13 protein-coding genes are annotated in these 14,960 nt (G+C 73.3%); 2 read left to right on the forward strand and 11 right to left on the reverse strand.

The genetic code is table 11. The features are described from left to right. Positions 1–68: 68 nt before the first annotated feature. The 4 genes from CLV52_RS12635 to CLV52_RS12650 form a co-directional block, all read right to left on the reverse strand. Positions 69–2,612, reverse strand: a complete 2,544-nt coding sequence (locus CLV52_RS12635; protein WP_162850840.1) for a bifunctional lysylphosphatidylglycerol flippase/synthetase MprF — start codon at positions 2,610–2,612, stop codon at positions 69–71. Next, positions 2,609–3,907 (reverse strand): alpha/beta hydrolase, encoded by a 1,299-nt coding sequence (locus CLV52_RS12640; RefSeq protein WP_133766659.1) that lies wholly within the window; start codon positions 3,905–3,907, stop codon positions 2,609–2,611. Before CLV52_RS12640 ends, CLV52_RS12635 begins: the two co-directional genes overlap by 4 nt. Positions 3,908–4,021: 114 nt before the next feature. Next, positions 4,022–4,594 (reverse strand): response regulator, encoded by a 573-nt coding sequence (locus CLV52_RS12645; RefSeq protein WP_246018128.1) that lies wholly within the window; start codon positions 4,592–4,594, stop codon positions 4,022–4,024. A gap of 70 nt (positions 4,595–4,664) precedes the next feature. After that, entirely contained in the window at positions 4,665–5,918 is a 1,254-nt protein-coding gene (locus CLV52_RS12650; protein ID WP_162850841.1) for a sensor histidine kinase, read from the reverse strand. 124 nt (positions 5,919–6,042) lie between these two features. On the opposite strand from CLV52_RS12650, the gene CLV52_RS12655 reads away from it, so the two are divergent. Continuing rightward, positions 6,043–7,203 (forward strand): glycosyltransferase family 4 protein, encoded by a 1,161-nt coding sequence (locus CLV52_RS12655; RefSeq protein ID WP_133766661.1) that lies wholly within the window; start codon positions 6,043–6,045, stop codon positions 7,201–7,203. A 106-nt stretch (positions 7,204–7,309) separates the two neighbouring features. On the opposite strand, the gene era is transcribed toward CLV52_RS12655, so the two are convergent. The 5 genes from era to CLV52_RS12680 form a co-directional block, all read right to left on the reverse strand. After that, entirely contained in the window at positions 7,310–8,215 is a 906-nt protein-coding gene (gene era / locus CLV52_RS12660; protein WP_133766662.1) for a GTPase Era, read from the reverse strand. Beyond that, positions 8,212–9,513, reverse strand: coding sequence for a hemolysin family protein (locus tag CLV52_RS12665; RefSeq protein ID WP_133766663.1), 1,302 nt, complete (start codon positions 9,511–9,513; stop codon positions 8,212–8,214). Before CLV52_RS12665 ends, era begins: the two co-directional genes overlap by 4 nt. After that, a complete protein-coding gene (ybeY, locus tag CLV52_RS12670) occupies positions 9,510–9,980 on the reverse strand; it encodes an rRNA maturation RNase YbeY (RefSeq protein ID WP_133766664.1) in 471 nt (156 codons plus the stop codon). Before ybeY ends, CLV52_RS12665 begins: the two co-directional genes overlap by 4 nt. After that, on the reverse strand, positions 9,977–11,047 hold the full coding sequence (locus tag CLV52_RS12675; protein ID WP_133766835.1) for a PhoH family protein: 1,071 nt from the start codon (positions 11,045–11,047) through the stop codon (positions 9,977–9,979). The genes ybeY and CLV52_RS12675 overlap by 4 nt, the downstream gene beginning before the upstream one ends. A gap of 89 nt (positions 11,048–11,136) precedes the next feature. Next, positions 11,137–11,532: an HIT domain-containing protein gene (locus CLV52_RS12680; protein ID WP_133766665.1), complete on the reverse strand. Its 396-nt coding sequence runs from the start codon at positions 11,530–11,532 to the stop codon at positions 11,137–11,139. Between the two features lie 75 nt (positions 11,533–11,607). Between CLV52_RS12680 and argG the strand changes: the two genes are divergently transcribed. After that, positions 11,608–13,023, forward strand: coding sequence for an argininosuccinate synthase (argG, locus tag CLV52_RS12685; RefSeq protein WP_133766666.1), 1,416 nt, complete (start codon positions 11,608–11,610; stop codon positions 13,021–13,023). Between the two features lie 59 nt (positions 13,024–13,082). Here argG and CLV52_RS12690 read toward each other — a convergent pair whose 3' ends face one another. Together CLV52_RS12690 and dnaJ are read right to left on the reverse strand one after the other, a co-directional pair. Next, positions 13,083–13,805: a 16S rRNA (uracil(1498)-N(3))-methyltransferase gene (locus CLV52_RS12690; protein ID WP_133766667.1), complete on the reverse strand. Its 723-nt coding sequence runs from the start codon at positions 13,803–13,805 to the stop codon at positions 13,083–13,085. Positions 13,806–13,827: 22 nt separating this feature from the next. Continuing rightward, entirely contained in the window at positions 13,828–14,919 is a 1,092-nt protein-coding gene (gene dnaJ, locus CLV52_RS12695; protein ID WP_133766668.1) for a molecular chaperone DnaJ, read from the reverse strand. Positions 14,920–14,960 lie beyond the last annotated feature (41 nt).

A 14,960-nucleotide genomic window follows, 5' to 3' on the forward strand; every position in this document is an offset into this window, starting at 1 on the left:
GAGGAGCGCCGTCTGCACGGTGGCCAGGGTAGCACCGCGGCCGCGAGGAGGGCTCGGAGCCGGACCGCCTACCGGCGCTCCTCCCCCGCCGGCGCGCCCTGGTCCTGCGGGGCGGCCGCCGCGAGCGTCCGGATCCGGGCCTCGTCCTCGTCCTCCTCGGGCCGGAGAGCCCCGACCATGCGGGCGAGCACGGGGAGGGTGATGTCCGGCAGGTAGGCGCGCGCGACGGCGATGCTGATCGCCGGCAGCGCGACGGCGTCCGCGTAGGCGAGCACCTGGGGGCGGTGCTCCGGGCGGAACTTCTGCTTGTACGCCGCGAGCGAGCGGAAGCCGTAGGCGGGCTCGAGCAGGCGGCCGAGGCTTCCCAGCAGCCGTTCGAGCCGGTCGTCGGCGTCGGACGACGCGCCCGCGAGCGGAGCGACGGAGAGGCTGACGAACCGCAGGGCGCGCTGCGCGGCGTGGCCGATGACGGCGGCGATGACGAACTCCATGACGCCGTTCGGCGAGCCCGGCCTGCGGCGCATGAAGTCGAGCGTCAGGCCGACGAGCTCGCCGTCCTGCCACGTGGGGAGCCAGGAGGTGACGCCCTCGATGCGGTCCCCGGGGCCGACGGCGAGCATCAGCCGCACCTCGCGGTCGACGAGCTCGCCGACGCCGCCGAGGGTGAAGCCGAGCTCCGGCAGCCGCTTGTCCGCGACCCACTCCTCGCTGATCGACTCGATCTGGGTGCGCCAGCCGAGCGGCAGCTCGGCCCAGCCCGTCCAGACCGAGCGGATGCCGAGGCGGTCCGCCCGGTTGATGGAGGAGCGCACGTCCTGCCAGTGCTTGCCCTTCATGGAGAACGAGGTCGGGTCGATGACCGTGTCCTCGCCGACCTCGACCGACGCCCAGGCCGCGCCGGGACCGCCGAGCCCCTCGGCGAACTCCGGCCGCACGGAGTAGAAGGCCGGGGTGAGTCCGATGTCGTCGCAGTGGACGGCGAAGGCGCGCGCCGCCTCCATCGCGCCGTCGTCGGGCCCGACCGGCTCCCCGAGGGTGAGCGCGACGCCCGAGCCCTCGCGGTAGGCGACGGCGTGCCGACCGTCCGCGCTGAACCAGTACCGGTTGCCCGGCCAGGTCGCCATCCAGGAGATCGATCCGCGCCCGCCGGCCTGCAGCAGGGTGCGCACGCGCGCCAGGTCGCGCTCGGAGGTCGCGCCCAGCACGGAGCGGGCCACGACGATCCCGGCGACGAGCAGGGCGAACCAGGCGAGCGGCCCGACCCATCCCTCGAGCAGCTGCGCGACCGGTCCGACCGGCACGAAGTCGACCCGGCGGAACCGGAGGAAGCCGACGGGCACGTAGCGCTGCGGCAGCTCGAGGAGCAGGTCGAGCACCGACGGGACGGGTTTGAACTGGGCGCGCACGAGCGTGCCGAGGCCGACGTAGAGCACCGCGGAGAGGACCGTCGCGCCGCCGAAGACGGCGCCGCCCACGAGCACCGCCTGTCGCGAGGGGCGCGCGGTCAGATGCCGGCGGCCCACCAGGACACCGACGACGAGCGCGAGCGGCACGAGGACGGCGAGGATCGACTGCAGCGTGAGCTGAGCGCGGATGTCGGCGATCTGGTCCGGGTCGCCGAGGGCGGGGAACAGCCCGTAGTAGACCGCGGCGAACAGCGCGAGCAGGCCGTTCACGAGGATCGAGAGCCAGGCGCCGACGCGTCGGCCCCGCTGGACGGCGAACGCGGCGAGCAGCGCGACGAGCAGCGGGAGCACCGTGAGCACGAGCGCGCCGGGACCGTTCAGCCGGGCGAGCGCCAGCTCCCGTCCGCAGCCGGGCTCCGCACCGATCCGCGCGCAGCGCTCGGCCAGCGCCCCCGCGCCGGGGAGCGTGTCGCGGAAGAGCCGCCCGAACGGCCGCAGCAGGCCGTACCCGGTGGGCTGGACGATCGCGACGACCGGGCCGATCGCGGAGACGGCGAGCACGACCGCGAGCAGGCTGCGCGCCTCGTGGTGCGAGCTGCGGAGGAAGACGAGGCGAGGCCGCCGACGGGCGAGCACCCAGCCGAGCGCGAGGCCGCCGAGGGCGGCCGCGAGACGGTTCACGTCGCTCGGCTGGCCCGAGTAGAGGAGCAGGACGATCAGCGCGGCGAAGCCGACGAGCCGGATCCGCCGGCGCCAGAGCGGCCCGGCGAACGCGCTCGTCGCCATGACGACGCCCACGATCGGCGTGATCGGGTCGAGCACGATCGAGGTGGCGGGCGGGGTTGTCCAGTACTCGCGCGTGAGGAGACCGGCCGCCTGCGCCGCCGTCCCCAGCAGGCCGCCCAGCACCGCGGTGACGATCCAGGCGAGCAGGACGCGGCCGGTGCCGATCAGCCGCTCGCAGGCGCCGACGCCGAGCACGAGCGCGAGCACCGCGACCGGCAGACCAGGGCCGCGCGCGAAGAGCACGCTCGAGACCAGCCGCCAGACCTGGCCGCGTTCGTACAGCTCCCGGATGTCGAGCCCGACCGCGGCCGCGAGGCCGGAGTCCTGCCCCGGGACGAACGAGCGGGTCGCGATCGCGAGCAGCAGGAGGAGGACGGCGAGGCCGACGGAGGCGGGTCGCTGACGGATCCAGGCGATCACGGCAGCTTCCACCACGGCGTGAGGACGTCGAGCCCGTACGAGAGGCCCGCGGCGCCGGTGTTCCAGTTGTGCGCCAGGCCGGCGAGCGTCTCGAAGTGCGTCGTGATCCCGACCTTCTTCGCCGCCGCGACGAGCAGCGGGGTGTCGGCGCCGTAGCGGAGGTCGTCGGCGCCCACGCTGAACGCGATGGCGGTCGCCGGGTAGTGCCCCACCCGCTTCATGATCGCGATCGGCTGCGCCGCCGCGTAGGCCTTCCTGCTCCCGTGGAAGCCCACCGCGATCGTGTGCGCGACCGAGCCGTTGCGCGGCCCGAGTTCGGAGGACACGGCGATCGCCGACCCGAACAGGGTCGGGTGCTCGGTCGCGAACTGCACCGCGCAGGTGGCGCCCTCCGAGAAGCCGGCGACGGTCCAGGCGAGCCGGTTCGTCGACACGGGGAGGTTCTGGAGGATCCAGTCGCGGACGTCGTCCGTGACGTAGGTCGCGACGTTCCCGAGCTTCGAGTTCACGCACATCGGGTTCTTCGCGTACCCGCCGAGCTGATCGGGGACGACCACGATCGGCGCGATGCCCTTGTGCTTCGCGGCGAGCGCGTCGAGCGGCGCCTGCAGGTTCCCGGCGAGGAACACGTCCGAGGGACCGCCCGGCTCGCCGGAGAACGCCACGATGACCGGCAGCTTCGGCGGGTGCTTCACGAGCGCGGCCGGCGGCAGGTAGATCCACGCCTCGCGCGCCTTGAAGTGCGACTCGGTGCCCGGGATCGTGCGGGTGCCCAGGGTGCCGGTGGTCGGCATGTCGGCGGGCGGAACCCAGTTCTTGAGGGAGTGGCCCTTCCCGCCCACCACGTCGATCGGCAGCGTCGTCACCCCGGTGTCGCCGACGACGTCGCCGAGCCGCGGGTAGTAGGCGACGTCCCGGTTGATCATGAGGCCCGATGCGGCGATCACCGCGGGGAGGGCGACGATCGCCACGACCTTGCGCCACCAGCGCGTCCGGACGAGGTTGACGACGGCGAGGCCGATGCCCGCGCCCGCGGCGAGCGCCGCCGCGAAGATCACGGCCGAGGCCGGGGCGCCGAAGAGGTCCTGCACGACGACGACCTCGTAGACGGCCACCCAGCCGAGCAGGGCGCCGACGCCCGCGGCGAGCGCGAGGACGCCGATGCGCGTCCGCAGCCGCCATCCGGTGCCGGGGCGCGGCAGGAGCAGCACCGCCAGCAGCACCGCCGCGACCACGTACACCGGCACGAGCACGTGATCGCGCTCGATCGGCAGATCTCTCAACCAGCTCGGCATCGCCGTTCGTTCCTTCTCCGGCGTCTGTCGTAGCGCCGCGGACCAGGTTCTCGTCCACGATGCAAGACAACGTGCAGAAATCGCGCGAAATGGTTCCGTGCTCGGACGGACGGGTCAGCCGCCGTGCCAGTGCACGACGAGCTGCACGCGGTCGCGGAGCCCGAGCTTCGCGAGCACGCGCGAGACGTGCGTCTTCACCGTCGCCTCGCTGACGTACTCGTGGGCGGCGATCTCGGCGTTGCTGAGACCGCGGCCGGCGAGGTCGTAGATCTCGCGCTCGCGCGGGCTGAGCACCGCGAGCTCGTCGTCGCGGCCGCGGTGCCCCGAGCCGAAGGTGTCGAGCAGGTGCCCGATCGCGGCCGGCGCGATGACGGCGGCGCCCGCGTGGACGGTGCGCACCGCGGCGAGCAGGAACTCGGGCCGCGCGTCCTTGAGGACGAAGCCGGACGCGCCGGCCCGGAGCGCACGGGCGGCCGCCTCGTCGAGGTCGAACGTCGTCAGCACCAGCACCCGCGGCCGGGCGCCGCGGGCGGCGAGGCGCTCGGTCGCGGTGACGCCGTCCATCCCGGGCATCCGCACGTCCATCAGCACGACGTCCGGATCAGTGCGCTCCACCTCGGCGAGCGCCGCGGCGCCGTCGGCGGCCTCGCCGACGACCTCGATGTCGTCCTGGCTGTCGAGCAGCATGCGGAGGCCGGAGCGGAACAGCGCCTGGTCGTCGACGAGGACGACGCGGATCGGCGCGATGTGGCCGACGTCAGGCACGGGGCTCGGCGAGCTGCGCCATCAGCGCAGCGAGCGGGTTCGGCGCCGCATCGGCGGGCGCCGCCTCCGTCGTCGTCTCGGCGGCGATCGGCAGCGCGACGCGCACGCGGAAGCGGCCGTTCGTGCCCGTGCCCGCGGAGCAGTCGCCGCCGGCGTCCAGGGCGCGCTCGCGCATGCCGGTGATGCCGTGGCCGGCGCGCTCGGTCGCGGCGACCGCCTCCACCGGCACCGCGTTGCTCACCACCAGGACCACCTCCCGCTCGCCCCAGTCGAGCTCGAAGCCGACCGGTTCGAGGCGGTCGCCGTGGCGCATCGCGTTCGTGAGCGCCTCCTGCGCGATGCGGTAGAGCGCGAGCCCGGTCCGCTGGTCGAGCGGGCGCGCCTGCCCGAAGGACGCCTCATCGACCTCGACGCCGAGCGCGCGCACCCCGTCGACGAGCCCGGCGAGGTCGTCGGGACCGGGCACGACGCCGCTCTCGCCGCTCGCCCGCAGGTCGTGGAGCATCGTGCGCACCTCGCCGAGCGCGCGGCGGGCGGTGTCGGAGATCGCCTCGAGCGCCGGCGCGACGGAGGCCGGCTTCGTCTCCGCCGCGAAGCGGGCGCCGTCCGCCTGCGCGATCACCACGGCGAGCGAGTGGGCCACGACGTCGTGCACCTCCCGCGCGATCCGGTTGCGCTCGAGCTCGAGCAGGACGTCGCGCTCCGCGGCCTCGCTCCGCGCAGTGGTGTCGACGAGCCGACCGGACACCGTGCCGAGGTCCCGAGCGAGCCGAGCCACGACCCACGGGCCGAGAGTCAGCGCGATGAAGGGCAGGCCGAGCGTGACTGCGACACCGCTGCTGCCCGCGAAGCGGGTGGCGATGAAGAGGGCGCCCGCCACCGCCACGAACCCGGTGAACGCGACGCCGATCCTCCGGACGCGCTCGTCGTCGCTCCGCGCCGCCCCGAAGATGGCGAAGGTTGCAGCGGACTGCTGCGTCGCGTCCTGAATGGCGAACCCGTTGGTCATCGCCCACGCCATCAGGAGGATCCCCGTCGCACTGAACCCCATCGCCAGGACCGGCCGAGATCGGAAGGCGACGAGGACCAGCGCGGCAGGTATCGCGGTGACGATGATGCTTCCGGTCCTGCCGATCTCGCCGGCGACGACCACCGCGTAGTACGCACCGGCGGCCACCACCCACACCGCAGCCCGAAGTCGCGGGTCGACGACCCACTGCCGCTTCAGCCATCCGAGGAGATCCACGATGCGAGCGTACGAACACCGCCGGTCGAGGCACAGGCTCGAGCAGACCATTCATCCTCCGGGATGACGGGAATCAGCCGATCGGGTCTGCCGCGCGACGGCGCCGCGCCGATGGGCTGCGGGCATGCGGATCGCGATCGTCCTCGACTACTCCCTCGATCTGATCGGCGGCGCGCAGCGCGCTGCCCTGAACGAGGCGGCGGCGCTCGTCGCCGCGGGGCACGGGGTCGTCCTCGTGGCGCCGCGGCCGACCGATCCGCGCTCGGTGCTGCCGCTCGGCGTCGATGCGCTCTGGACGTCGGCGCGGCGGCTGCCCGCGCTCGACTTCCCGCTCGTCCCGGACGGCGAGGAGCTGCGCGGCCGACTGGTGCGCCATCTCCGCGCGGCCCGCATCGACGCGGTGCACGTGCACTCCGAGTTCGGGCACGCGCGGGCCGCGCTCCACGCGGCACGGGTCCTCGGCCTGCCCGTCGTGCACACGGTCCACACGGCGTACTGGCCGGGCGTGCCCGGTCCGCTGCGGCCGGTCGCCCGCGACCTGCTCGCGCGCCTCGCGGGTCCGGTGCCGCATCGGACCCGCAACCCCCTGCTCGACCACACCGTCGACCTGGCGCTCGCCGCGGACGTCGTCGTCTCGCCGTCGGCGCACCAGGCGGCGGACCTCGTCCGGCTCGGCGTCCCCGCGCCCGCGGTCCGACCGAACTGCGACGCGGGCGGCGCTCCCCCGCTCCCGCTGCCGTCGTTCGAGCACCTCCGCGTCGCGTGGGTCGGGCGCTGCGTGCCGGAGAAGCGCCTGCTCGCCTTCGTCCGGGCGGTCCGCATCGCCCGGTCGCGCCTGCCGGAGGACCGGCTCCGGGTCGCCGTCGCGGGCCGGGGACCGCTGCTCCCCGTCGCGCAGCGGATCGCGGGACCCGGGGTCGTCTTCCTCGGCCGTCTCGACCGCGCCGGCGTCCGGCACCTGCTCGACGCGTCGCACCTGACCGCGCTCACCTCCCACGGGTTCGACAACCAGCCGATGACCGTCGTCGAGTCCGTCCGCGCGGGACGCGGCGTGCTGCACACCGACCCTCGGCTCCGGGAGGGGCTCGATCGCGCCGGGCTGCTGGCGGCCGCGCCGGACACCGAGGCGATCGCGGACCTCCTCGTCGAGCTCGCGCTCGACCCGACCCGGGTCCGCGCCGCGGCCGTCGGCGCGCGCGCGTCCGCCGCGCTCTTCGCACCGGAGGCGCACGTGGCCCGCCTCCTCCCGCTGCTCGCGGGCGGACGAGCGGCCGCCGCGGCGTGACCGCACAGCCGCTGGTGCGGCTCGAACGCGCTGATGCGGCCCCGCATTCGACCGCATCAGCCCGTTCGGACCGCGTCAGTGCGGCGTCACGACCTCGTGCGCCGGGCTAGAACCCGAGGCGGCCCAGCTGCTTCGGGTCGCGCTGCCACTCCTTGGCCACCTTGACGTGGAGGGAGAGGAACACCTTCGTGCCGACGAGCGGCTCGATCTGCGCCCGCGCCGCGGTGCCGACCTGCTTCAGCCGGGAGCCCTTGCTGCCGATCATGATGATCCGCTGGCTGTCCCGCTCGACCCAGACGTTCGCGAAGACGCGGGTCATGCCCTCCTGCTCCTCGACGTCCTCCACCGTCACGGCGAGGGAGTGCGGCAGCTCCTCGCGGGCGCCCTCGAGCGCGGCCTCGCGGATGAGCTCCGCGATGCGCTGCTCGAGCGACTCGTCCGTCACCGCCTCGACCGGGTAGAGCGCCGGCCCCTCCGGCATCAGCTTCAGCGCCTCGGCCACCAGCACGTCGAGCTGGATCCCGTCCTGCGCCGAGACGGGGATGATGCTGTCCCACTCGCCGAGTCCACTGACGGCGAGCAGCTGCTCGCCGACGCGGTCGCGGGGCACCGCGTCGATCTTCGTCACGATCGCGATCCGCTTCGCGCGGGGCGCGTCGTCGAGGCGCTTGTGCAGGAAGCGGTCGCCGGGGCCGATCGGCTCGGCGGCCGGGACGCAGAAGCCGACGACGTCGACGTCCGAGAGCGTCGTCGCGACGACGTCGTTGAGCCGCTCCCCCAGCAGGGTGCGCGGGCGGTGCATGCCAGGGGTGTCCACGACGACGAGCTGCCCGTCCGGCCGGTTCACGATGCCGCGGATCGCGCGGCGGGTCGTCTGCGGCTTCGGCGAGGTGATCGCCACCTTCTCGCCGACGAGCGCGTTCATCAGCGTCGACTTGCCGACGTTCGGCCTGCCGACGAACGTCAGGAACCCCGACCGGAACCCCTGCTCCTCCACCGGTCCGTCGGTCATGCGCCCAGCACCTTCGCGTCCTCCTCGGCCTCGCTGTCGTCGTCGCCGATCCGCTCCACGAGCACCCGGCTCAGGCCGCGGCGGCGGCCCTCGATGTGCTCGGCGGTGAGCCGCAGCCCGTCGACCTCCACGCGGTCGCCGAGCATCGGCAGCCGGTCGAGGTGCTTCGTCAGCAGGCCGCCGACGGAGTCGACGTCCTCGTCCTCCACCTCGCCGCCCACCAGGTCGGACAGCTCGTCGAGCTGCATGCGGGCGGAGACGAGCCAGCGCCGCTCGCCGACCTCGACCGCCTCCGGCGCCTCCCGGTCCGACTCGTCGGTGATGTCGCCGACGAGCTCCTCGATCAGGTCCTCGAGCGTCACGAGGCCGGCGATGCCGCCGTACTCGTCGACGACCATCGCGAGGTGGTTCGACGCCGACTGCATCTGCCGCAGGGTCTCGTCCGCCTTCTTCGAGTCGGGCACGAAGAGCACGGGCCGCGCCAGCTCCGCCGCGGTGGGCGGCTTCGGACCCTTCTTCGTCTGGTCCGTGAGCACCCGCGCGACGTCGCGGAGGTGGAGGACGCCGACGATGTCGTCCGCGTCCTTGGCGCGCACCGGCACGCGGGACAGCGCGCGGTCGAGCAGCAGCCGCATCGCCTTGTCCGCGCGGGAGGTCGACTCGATCGTGACCATGTCCGTGCGCGGCACCATGACCTCGCGCACCGGGGTGTCGCCCCATTCGAAGATCGAGTGGATCAGCTCGCGGTCGACCTGCTCGAGCACGTCGAGCTCGGTCGCCTCGTCGACCATGCTGAGCAGCTGCTCCTCCGACGTGAACGTGGAGGCGGCGCGGGCGCGACCGGGCGTCACGCGGTTCCCGAGCCACACGAGCACGTTCGCGAGCGGGCCGAGGATCAGCCGGGACGCGCGGACGATCGGCGCCGCCGCCTTGAGCAGCCCGCGCGGGTGCGTCCGGCCGACGCTGCGCGGGCTCGCGCCGACGAGCACGAAGGACACCCCGGTCATGATCACCGCGGCGATCAGCAGGACGAGCCACGGGTTCTCGACGATCGCGGCGAAGGCGAGGGTGACGAGCACCGCCGCGCTCGTCTCCGCGAGCACGCGGAGGAAGTTCACCGCGTTGATGTGCGCGCCGGTGTCGGCGGCGATCGCGAGCAGCGACGCCCGGAACCGGGCGCGGATCGCGGTCTCCTGCAGCTCGGCGCGCGACAGGGTGACCATCGCGGCGTCGCACGCGGCGAGGAGGCCGCCGAACACGACCAGGAGGAACGCGGCGACGAGGAAGAGGGGGGTCATGCCCGTTTCTGCTGCTTCTCCTGCACCGCGAAGCCGACCAGGATGTCGCGCTGGACGCCGAACATCTCGCGCTCGTCCTCCGGCTCGGCGTGGTCGAACCCGAGCAGGTGCAGGAGGCCGTGGGCCGTCAGCAGCTCGATCTCGTCGAGCACGGAGTGCCCGGCGGTCTTCGCCTGCGCTTCCGCGACCTGCGGGCACACGACGATGTCGCCGAGCAGCCCGGCCGGGGTCGGCGCGTCGTCGGTGCCCGGGCGGAGCTCGTCCATCGGGAAGCTGAGCACGTCGGTCGGACCCGGCTCGTCCATCCACTGCACGTGGAGCTGCTCCATCGCGGCCTCGTCGACGAAGAGGATCGCGACGTCCGCGTCCGGGTGCACGTGGAGGAGGTCGAGGCCGAAGGTCACGAGCCGCTGGATCGCGGACTCGTCGACGGGCACCCCGGACTCGTTGTTCAGCTCGACGCTCATCGGTGGCGGCCCTCCGTGCGGTCCGCTCGCCGCTCGGCGCGGTTCTGCGGCGGTCGATAGTCCGTCGGGAGCCGAGAGGTCGCGACCTCGTCCGGACCGCTGCGTTCCGGCCGTCGCGCGGCCGCCGCGGCGAGACGCTCCTCGTCATACCGGCTGTAGGCGTCCACGATGCGGCCGACGAGCGAGTGCCGAACGACGTCCTCGCTGCCGAGGCGCGAGAAGTGGATGTCGTCGATCCCGTTCACGATGCGCTGGACCGTGCGCAGACCGGACACGTTGCCCGGCAGATCGACCTGCGTGATGTCGCCAGTGACGACCATCTTCGAGTTGAAGCCCAGGCGGGTGAGGAACATCTTCATCTGCTCGGGCGTCGTGTTCTGCGCCTCGTCGAGCACGACGAACGAGTCGTTCAGCGTCCGGCCGCGCATGTACGCGAGCGGCGCGACCTCGATCGTCGACGTCGCCATGAGCTTCGGGACCAGCTCCGGGTCCATCATCTCGTTCAGCGCGTCGTAGAGCGGCCGCAGGTAGGGGTCGATCTTGTCCGTGAGCGTGCCGGGCAGGTAGCCGAGCCGCTCCCCGGCCTCGACGGCAGGCCGGGTCAGGATGATCCGGCTCACCTGCTTGCGGGTGAGCGCCTGCACCGCCTTCGCCATCGCGAGGTACGTCTTGCCGGTGCCGGCGGGACCGATACCGAAGGTGATCGTGTTGTGGTCGATCGCCTCGACGTACGCCTTCTGCCCGAGGGTCTTCGGGCGGATCGCCCTGCCCTTGGCCGTCAGGATCGCCTGACCGAGCAGCTCGGCGGGGTGCGAGTCGCGGTCGCCCTCGAGGATGCGCGCCGACGAGTTCACGTCGACCGGGCCGAGCTCGTGGCCGTTGCGGACCATCTGCAGCAGCTCCTCGATCAGCCGCTGCGCCGCATCGACCTGCGCGGGCTCGCCGTCGAGCGTGATCTCGTTGCCGCGGACGAGCACCTCCACCAACGGGAACTGCTGCTCGATCTGCCCGAGCAGGCGGTCCTGCGGGCCGAGCAGCCGCACCATGGCGATGCCGTCGACCGACATCGTCCGGGTCTCGGAAGCGGCGGCCGGGTAGCGGCGGGTCACGGACGAGGAGGTCCGGCCCGCGGTCGGACGGAGGTCGTCGGAGTCGGTCAAGCTTCCTCTCCATCGGGCAGGCCGCCCGCCATCGTCGCCTCGGCGAGACCGCCGAAGCGCGTCGCCAGCACGTGCGCGTGCACGTGGAAGACGGTCTGACCGGCGCCGACGCCGGTGTTGAAGATGAGTCGGAAGTCCGCGGCACCGGCCTGGGACGCGGCCACCCGCGCGACCTCGACCATGCTCGCGAGCAGCTTCGGGTCGCCCGCCGCCAGCTCGACGACGTCGGCGTACTCGTCCGCCTTCGGGATGACGAGCAGGTGGATCGGCGCCTGCGGCGCGATGTCCCGGATGACGAACACGTCGTCGGTCTGCAGCACGATCTCGCTCGGGATCTCCCCGCGCAGGATGCGCGTGAAGATCGAGGGCTCCGTGCCGACGCGCTCCGTCATGGGCCGAGAGTCTACGTGGGGGCCCGCATCCGGGCGCGTCGGATCCGCCCCGTCGCACCCCGGTAGTTTTGGGGCGTGTCGAAGATCCTCTCGGACCTCCCCGTCGGCCAGCGCGTGGGCATCGCCTTCTCCGGGGGGCTCGACACCTCCGTGGCGGTCGCCTGGATGCGCGAGCACGGCGCCGTCCCCTTCGCCTACACGGCGGACCTCGGGCAGTACGACGAGCCGGACCTCGCCTCCGTGCCCGGTCGCGCGAAGGACTACGGCGCGGAGGGCGCCCGCCTCGTCGACTGCCGCGCCGCGCTCGTCGAGGAGGGCTTCGCCGCGCTCGCGTGCGGCGCCTTCCACATCCGGGCCGGCGGCGCCCCGTACTTCAACACGACGCCGCTCGGCCGCGCGGTCACCGGCACCATGCTCGTGAAGGCGATGGAGGCCGACGGCGTCTCCATCTGGGGCGACGGATCCACCTTCAAGGGCAACGACATCGAGCGCTTCTACCGCTACGGCCTCCTCGCGAACCCGGACCTCCGCATCTACAAGCCGTGGCTCGACCGGCGCTTCGTCACCGAGCTCGGCGGCCGCGCGGAGATGTCCGCCTGGCTGACGGAGCGGGGGCTGCCGTACCGCGCGAGCGCCGAGAAGGCGTACTCGACCGACGCGAACATCTGGGGCGCGACGCACGAGGCGAAGAAGCTCGAGGACCTGGACAGCTCGATCGAGCTCGTCGAGCCGATCATGGGCGTCCGGTTCTGGGACCAGTCCGTCGAGATCGCCCAGGAGGACGTGACCGTCGGCTTCGAGCGCGGCCGCCCCGTCTCGGTGAACGGGCAGCGGTTCGACGACGCGGTCGCGCTCGTCGACGAGGTGAACCGCATCGGCGGCCGGCACGGCCTCGGCATGACCGACCAGATCGAGAACCGGATCATCGAGGCGAAGAGCCGCGGGATCTACGAGGCGCCGGGGATGGCGCTCCTCTTCATCGCCTACGAGCGGCTCGTCTCCGCCATCCACAACGAGGACGTGGTCGCCTCCTACATGACGGACGGGCGCCGGCTCGGCCGCCTGCTCTACGAGGGCCGCTGGCTCGAGCCGCAGTCGCTCATGCTCCGTCAGGCGCTGCAGCGCTGGGTCGGCGCCCCGATCACGGGCGAGGTGACGATCCGCCTCCGTCGCGGCAACGACTGGACGATCGTGAACACGGTCTCGCCGAACGCGACGTATCAGCCGGAGCGGCTGTCGATGGAGCGCACGGAGGACGCCGCGTTCGACCCGTCGGACCGGATCGGGCAGCTCACGATGCGGAACCTCGACCTCGCCGACTCGCGCGCGAAGCTCGAGTACTTCGACGGCCTCGGCGTCTTCGGCGGCACGGTGCACGCGCTGGTCGGCGAGCTCGAGCCCGGCCGGGCGGCGCACATCGCGTCCTCCGGGCACGACGACAGCGCCGAGGCCGCCCTCGACGCCGCCGCGATGGAGGCCGGCACCGACTGACCGCTCGCTCGCACTGTTCGTTCCGTAGGAAGCCGCGTCCTACGAAACGAAGCGTCCGGTCAGGGCCAGAGGTCGAGCCTCGCCGCAAGGGCGGCGAGCGCCGCGGGGCCAGCGGTGGAGGTGCGGAGGACGAGGGGCCCGAGGCGCACCGCGGTCGCGCCGGCGGCCTCGAGCCTCGCGCGCTCCTCGGGCGCGATGCCGCCCTCCGGCCCGACCACGAGCACGAGGTCGCGACCGTCGGGCGGACCGACGTCGAGCAGCCGGGCGTCGGCCGTCGGCTCGAGCAGGAGCATCGTCGAGGACGCTGCCAGCTCCGCGAGATCCGTGGTCGTCGCGAGCGGGCGCACCTCGGCCGCCCAGGGGCGCATCGACTGCTTGCCCGCCTCCCGCACGATCGCCGACCACCGCGCGACGCCGGCGTCGACCTTCGGTCCGGTCCAGCGCGTCACGCTGCGGGCCGACTGCCACGGCACGACGGCCGCGACGCCGAGCTCGGTCGCGGCCTGGATCGCCGACTCGTCCCGGCCGCCCTTCGCGAGCGCCTGCACCAGCACGACGCGGGGCGACGGCTCGGGCGTCTCCCACAGGTCGAGGACCCGGAGGACGACCCGGTCGCGGGCGACCTCCACCGCCTCCGCGTCCGCCACCCGGCCGGCGCCGTCCCCGACGACGACCGCCTCGCCCACCCGCAGCCGCGCGACCTGGGCGGCGTGGCGCGCCTCCTCCCCCGTCAGCTCCGCCGCCTCCGCGGTGAGCGACGAGGCGAGGTAGAAGTGCGCCATCAGCAGCCAGCGGGGCAGGACGTCAGACGCCGAGGAAGCGGTCGCGGAGCTTCGCGAACAGGCCCTGCTGGAAGTGCGCGAAGGCCGGCGCCTTCTGCTTGTTCCGGCCCGCGAGCTGGCGGACGAGCTCGGTGGCCTTCGCGTCGAGCTTCGTCGGCGTCACGACCTGCACGCCGATCCGGAGGTCGCCGCGACCCGAGCCGCGCAGGCGGGTGATGCCGCGCCCGGGCACGGTGATGACCTCCGCGCTCTGCACGCCGGGCTTCACCTCGATCTCGACAGGGCCGTCGAGCGAGTCGAGCTTCGCCGTCGTGCCGAGGATCGCGTCGGTCATCTGCACCTCGAGCGTCGCGAGCAGGTCGTCGCCCGCCCGGCTGAACACGTCGTGGTGCCGCACCTTGATCTCCAGGTACAGGTCGCCGGCGGGGCCGCCCGCCTGACCGACCTCCCCCATGCCCGACATCTGGAGCCGGAGGCCGGTCTCGACGCCGCCGGGGATGTCGACCGGGATGGTCGTGCGCGCCCGCACCCGTCCCTGCCCCGCGCAGTTCGTGCACGGGTACGGGATGACGGTGCCGTAGCCCCGGCAGACGGTGCACGGCGTGGAGGTCATGACGTTGCCGAGCAGCGAGCGGACCGCGCGCTGGATCTGGCCGGAGCCGTGGCAGATGTCGCAGGTCGCGACGGAGGTGCCTGGCTGCGTGCAGGCGCCGTGGCAGACCTCGCAGAGCACGGCGGTGTCGATCTCGAGGTCGCGGTGCGTCCCGAAGACGACGTCCTCCAGGTCGATCTCGACCCGGAGCAGGGCGTCCTGCCCGCGCTCCTGCCGCGACTTCGGGCCGCCGCCGCGCATCCCGCCGCCGAAGAACGACTCGAAGATGTCGCCGAACCCGAACGACTGGGCGCCGCCCGAGCCGCCCATGTCGTACTCCTGCCGCTGGCGCGGGTCCGAGAGCACGTCGTAGGCGTGGGTGACGTCCTTGAACCGCTCCGACGCGTCGGGGCCCGGGTTCACGTCGGGGTGGAGCTGCCGCGCGAGCCGGCGGTACGCCTTCTTGATGTCATCGGCCGATGCGTCGCGGGCGACGCCCAGCACTTCGTAGTGGTCAGCCACGTGGGCCCTCCTCGTCGCCGCGTCCGATCGCGGCGGCACGT

This window comes from Amnibacterium kyonggiense (assembly GCF_004364555.1).
Classification (GTDB): Bacteria; Actinomycetota; Actinomycetes; order Actinomycetales; family Microbacteriaceae; genus Amnibacterium; species Amnibacterium kyonggiense.

Excerpts from the sequence above, each read along its gene's own strand:
- ybeY (WP_133766664.1), bottom strand. The coding sequence starts at position 9,980 with ATGAGCGTCGAGCTGAACAACGAGTCCGGGGTGCCCGTCGACGAGTCC.
- CLV52_RS12645 (WP_246018128.1), bottom strand. The coding sequence starts at position 4,594 with ATGCTGCTCGACAGCCAGGACGACATCGAGGTCGTCGGCGAGGCCGCC.
- CLV52_RS12640 (WP_133766659.1), bottom strand. The coding sequence starts at position 3,907 with ATGCCGAGCTGGTTGAGAGATCTGCCGATCGAGCGCGATCACGTGCTC.
- era (WP_133766662.1), bottom strand. The coding sequence starts at position 8,215 with ATGACCGACGGACCGGTGGAGGAGCAGGGGTTCCGGTCGGGGTTCCTG.
- CLV52_RS12690 (WP_133766667.1), bottom strand. The coding sequence starts at position 13,805 with ATGGCGCACTTCTACCTCGCCTCGTCGCTCACCGCGGAGGCGGCGGAG.
- CLV52_RS12655 (WP_133766661.1), top strand. The coding sequence starts at position 6,043 with ATGCGGATCGCGATCGTCCTCGACTACTCCCTCGATCTGATCGGCGGC.
- CLV52_RS12675 (WP_133766835.1), bottom strand. The coding sequence starts at position 11,047 with ATGTCGGTCGACGGCATCGCCATGGTGCGGCTGCTCGGCCCGCAGGAC.
- CLV52_RS12665 (WP_133766663.1), bottom strand. The coding sequence starts at position 9,513 with ATGACCCCCCTCTTCCTCGTCGCCGCGTTCCTCCTGGTCGTGTTCGGC.
- CLV52_RS12680 (WP_133766665.1), bottom strand. The coding sequence starts at position 11,532 with ATGACGGAGCGCGTCGGCACGGAGCCCTCGATCTTCACGCGCATCCTG.